The sequence below is a fragment of the Pseudomonas sp. K5002 genome (assembly GCF_013386655.1).
Classification (GTDB): domain Bacteria; phylum Pseudomonadota; class Gammaproteobacteria; order Pseudomonadales; family Pseudomonadaceae; genus Aquipseudomonas.
Genome location: NZ_JACARK010000587.1, coordinates 1 through 8,078 on the forward strand (window position 1 = coordinate 1; position 8,078 = coordinate 8,078).

Consider the following 8,078-nt stretch of genomic DNA (forward strand, 5'->3'; position numbering starts at 1 on the left):
CCTAAATAACGGATATGTACACAACATACCTAACCTAAAACCTCACAACCCTAACGCAACCCACTGAATCCAAACCATAAAAAAACGGCGCTCACGGGGCGCCGTTTTTCACATCCGCAGCGAACACCCTTAGTAGTAGGCGTTTTCTTTCTGCGTATGGTCAGTCACATCCCGCACACCCTTGAGCTCCGGAACCCGCTCAAGCAGCGTACGCTCAATACCCTCACGCAAGGTCACGTCCGCCTGGCCGCAGCCCTGGCAACCGCCACCAAACTTCAACACAGCAATACCATCATCAACCACGTCAATCAGACTCACCTGACCACCGTGGCTGGCCAACCCAGGGTTAATCTCGGTCTGCAGGTAATAGTTGATGCGCTCGTTAATCGGGCTATCCGCATTAACATTCGGCACCTTGGCGTTCGGCGCCTTGATGGTCAGTTGGCCGCCCATGCGATCCGTGGCGTAATCAACCACCGCATCGTCAAGGAACGCTTCACTGAACGCATCGATATACGCGGTGAAGCTTTTCAGCCCCAACGCCGTATCTTCAGGTTTTTCTTCTCCCGGCTTGCAGTAGGCAATGCACGTCTCAGCGTACTGGGTGCCGGGCTGGGTGATAAAGACGCGGATGCCAATGCCCGGGGTGTTCTGCTTCGACAGCAGATCAGCCAGGTAATCGTGGGCGGCGTCGGTAATGGTTATGGCGGTCATGGAAACTCCTCGCAGGCTTGCCGGCAGTTTACGCCAAATTATTACCGAGGTACAAAGTCCTAGTATTTTTGTCGGGAAAGCACCAACCGTTCGTCGCCATCGAACCAGCCTTTGAGCCGACGATAGCTGCCCTTTTCCAGCCAGTGATAGCTGGCCAGCGACCCAAGGGCGATCAGCACCACGCACACGCCGAGCATCACGTAGGCATTCACCCCATAACGCTGGGCGACAAAACCGCCGGCGGACAACACCAGCACGTGCATCAGATAGACCGAGTAGGAACAATCCCCCATCACCTTGAGCAGTCGGCTGCGCTCGAAATAGCGTTCCATCGAGATACAGGCCACCACCAGCACCGCACTCGGCAAGCCCCAGGTCAGGGCCCGCGGCGATGCCGGCCAGTGATAGATCGCCAGCAATGCCCCCGCAATCCCCAGCAATGGAAGCCACAGCCCGGGGCGAATCCAGCCCTTGCGGTAGAGCATGCCGATGCCTATCCCCAGCAGGAACTCATACACGATGTCCGAACGATAGAAATCGCTGATCCAGCCGAAAGAAGTCCACGCCTGGCACACTGCGAACAACAACGCGCCCACCACCAGCACCCGCCACTGCCGGCGAAACAGCAACGCCCACGCAAACAGCACGTAGAAGAGCATCTCGTAGTTCAGGGTCCAGCCGACGTTCAAGGTCGGGTACACCCCATAACCACCGGGATTTTCGGAAGGTATGAACAGCAAGGACATCAACACATGGGCCGCATCGACGCTCTGGTCCGGCAACACCGGCCGCGCAAATACCACCAGCAGCGCCATCAACAGCGTGTAGAACCAGTAGGCCGGGACGATTCGCAGCAGGCGATACAGCAGGAATCGCCAGGGCGGCAGCTGTTTGTTCTCGGTGGAGAGGAAGATCACCAGGCCGCTGATCACAAAAAACACATCCACGCCCGCCGCACCTTTGTCGACAAACAGGTGGCCCAGCGCCGAATCGGCCTTAAAGCCAAAGAAAATCTGCATGAAGTGATGACCCACCACGGTCCAGGCCGCCAGGGCGCGCAGTGCCTGTACTGAAATCAACATCGTCGACCCACTCTCCCAACCCTCGACACCGGTTATTCAGGTGCCTATGGCTTGGGACAGCCGTCGACGGTCAAAGGTCGATCAAAGATTCTCGTAGCGGTTCATGTCCAGCACGCCCTCTTCCACCGGCGTGGTTTCGCGGATGTACTGCGACAGGTCGTGGAAGTACTGCCAGAACTGCGGGTGACTGCGGCGGATGCCCCAGCGGTCGACAATCTTCTCGAAGCGATTGGCGTCCTTGGCATTCTCCATGGCAGCGACAAACTCCGGCACTTGCTGCGCCGGAATGTTGAACATGAAGTTCGGGTAGCTGCTCAGCACGCCGGGATAAATGGTCACGGTGTCCAGGCCCGGCTGATAGCGATAAGCCTCACCGAGCATAAAGGCCACGTTGCTGTGGGCGCGGTTGCGCAACAGGCTGTACATCTCTCGTTTGCCGCTGCGGGTTTCGATGCGCAGCATGGTCGCTTCCGGCAACAGGTCGATCACCTTGAGCCCCGCCGCCGGGCGGTTGGTCAGGCGGCTCAGGGCCTGTTCGGCGTCCTGCAACGCAGGGTCAATGCCCGGACGCGAGCAATAGGCGCTGACGCAACGGTTGATCGGGTCCGGGCTGGCGTTCAGGTCGCCGTAACGGGCCAGCAACTGGTTGGCGAAGTCGCGCTTGGGGTCCTTTTCATCGAGTTTGAGGCCCGTGGGCTTGTCATCGTCGATGGCTTCATAGTCCAGCCACAGCTTGACCTTGCCGCTGTTCTGGTACCAATCGTCAAGGAAGTCATCCCGAGAGTCCGCCGGCATCAGGCGCAGGAAGTTCTGCTCGGCACCGTTGCGGATCAGGTCGAAATACAGGCGCGTCTGGGCCTGATGGGAAACGTTGCCGAACACATCGAAATTCACCGCCAACTGGTAGTAGGTGCGCTCCAGCAGCGGATAGTCGAACAGCCACAGGGTTTGCGGCACTTCACCAATCAAGCCCTTGGTCACCGAGGCGCTGTCGAAGTGACGGAAGATGCTCAACAAGGCGTTGTCGTTGCCCGCCCACAGGCTCGACCAGCTCGGCGGCGGCAGGTCGGCATAACTGTCCCGGCGCAACGCCTCGTACTCGTTGCGCTTGTCGCGGTATTTGAGCCAGAGGCTGAGCACGCTGCCCACATCGTCAATCTGCCCCGGCATCGCCAGCAACGGCGTGGCCTGGCCGCGGTAGCGGGCATCGGTGATATACAGGTCGTGGTCGGGGTCCTGGAACAGGGTCCAGAAGTTGTCGCGGATCACGTCCGTGGCGATCTGGCCCCGGCATACCGGCCCGCGAATAAAGGTGCGCACGAAGTATTCGGCGTTATCCAGCATGAACTGGTAGCGCGCCTTGGCCGGAATCGCCTCGAAGGTCTCGAACGGGTTCGCACGCCGGCCCGGCCCGTAGCCCGGCAAGGCTTGCACCTGCCAGTCATCGGTATAGAACAGCGACTTGATCCGGGCCATCTTCTCGGCGCTGAACGGATAGGTGATGTGAGTCTTGTGCACGATCACCCCCTGCACCGGCCACAGGCGGTAGTACACCTGGGTGCCCGGGTCGTCGTTGGGGCGGCGGGTGTTGATCAGGTCGATCGGCTGCCCGCTCGGGGTGCGCGAGCGTACCCACTGGAAGAAATGCCCCGGCTCGCCGCCTTCAAAGTAGATGTGGGCAAGGAACAGGTGCTCGAACAACCAGCGCGCCACCAGGCTTTCCCGGGCCCCGGGCTGGTTGAACAGGTTTTCCCATTGCTGCACTTGCAAGGCTTCCTTGGCACTCGGGGCCAGGCCTTGTTCGTCGATCGGTGCGCCGGAGGCCAGCCAGCGTTGCAGGGTCTGGTACTGCTGGTCGGTCAGGCCGGTGACGGCCAGGGGCATGCCTTCCTTCGGGTGGTTACCTGCGTAGGCGTTGAACTCCCCCGGCATCGGGCAGGTGTTTTCGCGGCTCAGGCCCAGCACGATGTCGTCGGGCAGCTTGGCGTTGGGCGCAAGCGGCGCGTTATGCCCCAGCTCCAGCATGCGCGCCATCAGTGCGGCCTGGCTGCCCTGGGCGTCGAGTACCGAGTAGAAATCCTTTTGCTGCCAGGCGGCTTTGCCGAAGGCGTCATAGAACAAACGGGTGGGCTGGCTGGCCTGGCTGCGCTCGCCGTCGTACACCGGCACCTTGGTCGCGCCACGTGCGGCGCCTTCGGCACTGCCCAGGTTGAGCTGGCAGGCCGAGTCGTAGCAGGCGTGGCAGGCCACGCATTTCTCGGTGAAGATCGGCTGGATGTCACGGGTATAAGAGATCGCCGGGGCGGGACCTTCTGCCTGTGCGGTAAGGGCGAACAGCGCAAACGCGGCGCTGACGATGAGGCGAAGTGACATGTTTCCGGTCCCGATTCAATGCGTGCAGTGAAAAACCCGTCGATTCTACCGATGTAACGCCCCCACCAACATGAGCGATATTCATGCAAACCCAGCACATGCTCTAAAAGCGCACAGGTTTGTTATGATCTTCGCCCTCCGTAATACCTGACCAGAGTAGTCCCATGCCCGATCGTAGCGCTCGTCTGCAAGCCCTCCACCAAGCCCTCAAGGAACGCATCCTGATCCTCGACGGCGGCATGGGCACGATGATCCAGAGCTATAAACTGGAAGAGCAGGACTACCGTGGCAAACGCTTCGCCGACTGGCCGAGCGACGTCAAGGGCAATAACGACCTGCTGGTAATCACCCGTCCGGACGTGATCGGCGGCATCGAGAAAGCCTACCTGGATGCCGGCGCCGACATCCTGGAAACCAACACCTTCAACGCCACGCGCATTTCCATGGCCGACTACGGCATGGAAGACCTCGCCTACGAATTAAACGTAGAAGGCGCGCGCCTGGCGCGCAAGATCGCCGACGCCAAGACCCTGGAAAACCCGGCCAAGCCGCGCTTCGTCGCCGGGGTGCTCGGTCCGACCAGCCGTACCTGCTCGCTGTCGCCCGACGTAAACAACCCCGGCTACCGCAACGTGACCTTCGATGAGCTGGTGGAAAACTACACCGAAGCCACCAAAGGCCTGATCGAAGGCGGCGCCGACCTGATCCTGATCGAAACCATTTTCGACACCCTCAACGCCAAGGCCGCGATCTTCGCCGTACAGGGCGTGTTCGAAGAATTGAACGTCGAACTGCCGATCATGATCTCCGGCACCATCACCGACGCCTCCGGCCGTACCCTGTCGGGCCAGACCACCGAAGCCTTCTGGAACTCGGTCAGCCACGCCAAGCCGCTGTCCGTGGGCCTGAACTGCGCACTGGGCGCGAGCGAGCTGCGTCCGTACCTGGAAGAGCTGTCGAACAAGGCCAACACCCACGTTTCCGCCCACCCGAACGCCGGCCTGCCCAACGAATTCGGCGAGTACGACGAACTGCCGTCGGAAACCGCCAAGGTCATCGAGGAATTCGCCCAGAGCGGCTTCCTGAACATCGTCGGTGGTTGCTGCGGCACCACCCCGGGCCATATTGAAGCCATCGCCAAGGCCGTGGCCGGTTATGCGCCGCGCCCGATCCCGGACATTCCGAAGGCCTGCCGCCTATCGGGCCTGGAACCGTTCACCATCGATCGCAGCTCGCTGTTCGTCAACGTCGGCGAGCGCACCAACATCACCGGTTCCGCCCGCTTCGCCCGTTTGATCCGTGAAGACAACTACACCGAGGCCCTGGAAGTCGCCCTGCAGCAGGTGGAAGCCGGCGCCCAGGTGATCGACATCAACATGGACGAAGGCATGCTGGATTCGAAGAAGGCCATGGTGACCTTCCTCAATCTGATTGCCGGCGAGCCGGACATCTCCCGCGTGCCGATCATGATCGACTCCTCCAAGTGGGAAGTGATCGAAGCCGGCCTGAAGTGCATCCAGGGCAAGGGCATCGTCAACTCCATCAGCATGAAGGAAGGCGTGGAGCAGTTCATTCACCACGCCAGGCTGTGCAAGCGCTACGGCGCGGCGGTGGTGGTGATGGCGTTCGACGAGGCCGGCCAGGCCGACACCGAAGCGCGCAAGAAAGAAATCTGCAAACGCTCCTACGACATCCTGGTGAATGAAGTCGGCTTCCCGCCGGAAGACATTATCTTCGACCCGAACATCTTCGCGGTCGCCACCGGTATCGAAGAGCACAACAACTACGCCGTCGATTTCATCAACGCCTGTGCCTACATCCGCGACGAGCTGCCGTATGCGCTGACCTCGGGCGGCGTGTCCAACGTGTCGTTCTCGTTCCGTGGCAACAACCCGGTGCGTGAAGCGATCCACTCGGTGTTCCTGCTGTATGCGATCCGCAACGGCCTGACGATGGGTATCGTCAACGCCGGCCAGCTGGAGATCTACGACCAGATCCCGGCCGAGCTGCGTGACGCGGTGGAAGACGTGGTGCTCAACCGCACCCCGGAAGGCACCGACGCCCTCCTCGCCATTGCCGACAAGTACAAGGGCGACGGCAGCGTCAAGGAAGCCGAGACCGAAGAATGGCGTGGCTGGGAAGTCAACAAGCGCCTGGAACACGCGCTGGTCAAGGGCATCACCACCCACATCGTCGAAGACACCGAGGAATCCCGGCAGTCGTTCGCGCGCCCGATCGAAGTGATCGAAGGCCCGCTGATGTCCGGCATGAACATCGTCGGCGACCTGTTCGGCGCCGGCAAAATGTTCCTGCCCCAGGTGGTGAAATCCGCCCGGGTGATGAAGCAGGCCGTGGCCCACTTGATCCCGTTCATCGAGCTGGAAAAAGGCGACAAGCCGGAAGCCAAGGGCAAGATCCTGATGGCCACGGTGAAGGGCGACGTGCACGACATCGGCAAGAACATTGTCGGCGTGGTGCTGGGTTGCAACGGCTATGACATCGTCGACCTGGGCGTGATGGTCCCGGCCGAGAAAATCCTGCAGGTGGCCAAGGAACAGAAGTGCGACATCATCGGCCTGTCCGGGCTGATCACTCCGTCCCTGGACGAGATGGTGCACGTCGCCCGCGAGATGCAGCGCCAGGATTTCCACCTGCCGCTGATGATCGGTGGCGCCACCACTTCCAAGGCCCACACGGCCGTGAAGATCGAGCCCAAATACAGCAACGACGCGGTGATCTACGTCACCGACGCCTCCCGCGCCGTGGGCGTGGCGACGCAGTTGCTGTCCAAGGAATTGAAGCCGGCATTCGTCGAGAAAACCCGCCTGGAATACATCGACGTGCGCGAGCGCACCTCCAACCGCAGCGCGCGCACCGAGCGCCTGAGCTACCCGGCCGCCATCGCCAAGAAGCCGCAGTTCGACTGGAGCAGCTACACGCCGGTCAAGCCGACGTTTACCGGCGCCAAGGTGCTGGACAATATCGACCTCAACGTCCTGGCCGAGTACATCGACTGGACACCGTTCTTCATCTCCTGGGACCTGGCCGGCAAGTTCCCGCGCATCCTCACCGATGAAGTGGTGGGTGAAGCGGCGACGGCGCTGTACGCCGACGCACAGGAAATGCTCAAGAAGCTGATCGACGAAAAACTCATCAGCGCCCGCGCGGTGTTCGGTTTCTGGCCGACCAACCAGGTGCAGGACGATGACCTGGAAGTCTACGGCGATGACGGCCAGCCGATTGCCAGGCTGCACCATTTGCGCCAGCAGATCATCAAGACCGACGGCAAGCCGAACTTCTCCCTGGCCGACTTCGTCGCGCCCAAGGACAGCGGCGTAACCGACTACATCGGTGGCTTTATCACCACCGCTGGCATCGGCGCTGAAGAAGTGGCGAAGGCCTACCAGGACGCCGGCGACGACTACAACTCGATCATGGTCAAGGCCCTGGCCGACCGCCTGGCCGAAGCCTGCGCCGAATGGCTGCACCAGCAAGTACGTAAGGAACACTGGGGCTACGCCAAGGACGAAGTGCTGGATAACGAAGCGCTGATCAAGGAGCAGTACAGCGGTATCCGCCCTGCCCCGGGTTACCCGGCGTGCCCGGACCACACCGAGAAGGCCCAGTTGTTCCAGCTGCTGGACCCTGAGGCCCAGGAGATGCACGCCGGCCGCAGCGGCGTGTTCCTGACCGAGCACTACGCGATGTTCCCGGCAGCGGCCGTCAGCGGCTGGTACTTCGCTCACCCGCAGGCGCAGTACTTTGCGGTGGGCAAGATCGACAAGGACCAGGTCGCCAGCTACACCGCCCGCAAGGAGCAGGACCTGAGCGTGACCGAACGCTGGCTGGCGCCGAACCTGGGTTACGACAACTAAGTTGTGGCGCGCTGGCCCGGGCGTCCAGCCGGCT

4 protein-coding genes are annotated in these 8,078 nt (G+C 61.3%); 1 reads left to right on the forward strand and 3 read right to left on the reverse strand.

Going from position 1 to position 8,078, the window contains the following annotated elements:
- Window positions 1-129: 129 nt before the first annotated feature.
- From nfuA to HX846_RS24145, 3 genes are all read right to left on the reverse strand, one after another.
- A complete protein-coding gene (gene nfuA, locus HX846_RS24135) occupies window positions 130-714 on the reverse strand; it encodes a Fe-S biogenesis protein NfuA (protein ID WP_003210817.1) in 585 nt (194 codons plus the stop codon).
- 59 nt (window positions 715-773) lie between these two features.
- Window positions 774-1,796 (reverse strand): acyltransferase, encoded by a 1,023-nt coding sequence (locus tag HX846_RS24140; protein WP_177029366.1) that lies wholly within the window; start codon window positions 1,794-1,796, stop codon window positions 774-776.
- Between the two features lie 81 nt (window positions 1,797-1,877).
- The gene (locus tag HX846_RS24145) at window positions 1,878-4,169 is read right to left on the reverse strand and encodes a fatty acid cis/trans isomerase (protein ID WP_003210812.1); all 2,292 of its coding nucleotides are present in this window, start codon (window positions 4,167-4,169) and stop codon (window positions 1,878-1,880) included.
- A 164-nt stretch (window positions 4,170-4,333) separates the two neighbouring features.
- Here HX846_RS24145 and metH point away from each other — a divergent pair, with 164 nt between their 5' ends.
- Entirely contained in the window at window positions 4,334-8,044 is a 3,711-nt protein-coding gene (gene metH / locus HX846_RS24150; protein ID WP_178966230.1) for a methionine synthase, read from the forward strand.
- The last annotated feature ends 34 nt before the right edge of the window (window positions 8,045-8,078 follow it).

Coding starts and splice junctions, on each gene's coding strand:
- HX846_RS24140 (WP_177029366.1), bottom strand. CDS start 1,796: ATGTTGATTTCAGTACAGGCACTGCGCGCCCTGGCGGCCTGGACCGTG.
- nfuA (WP_003210817.1), bottom strand. CDS start 714: ATGACCGCCATAACCATTACCGACGCCGCCCACGATTACCTGGCTGAT.
- HX846_RS24145 (WP_003210812.1), bottom strand. CDS start 4,169: ATGTCACTTCGCCTCATCGTCAGCGCCGCGTTTGCGCTGTTCGCCCTT.
- metH (WP_178966230.1), top strand. CDS start 4,334: ATGCCCGATCGTAGCGCTCGTCTGCAAGCCCTCCACCAAGCCCTCAAG.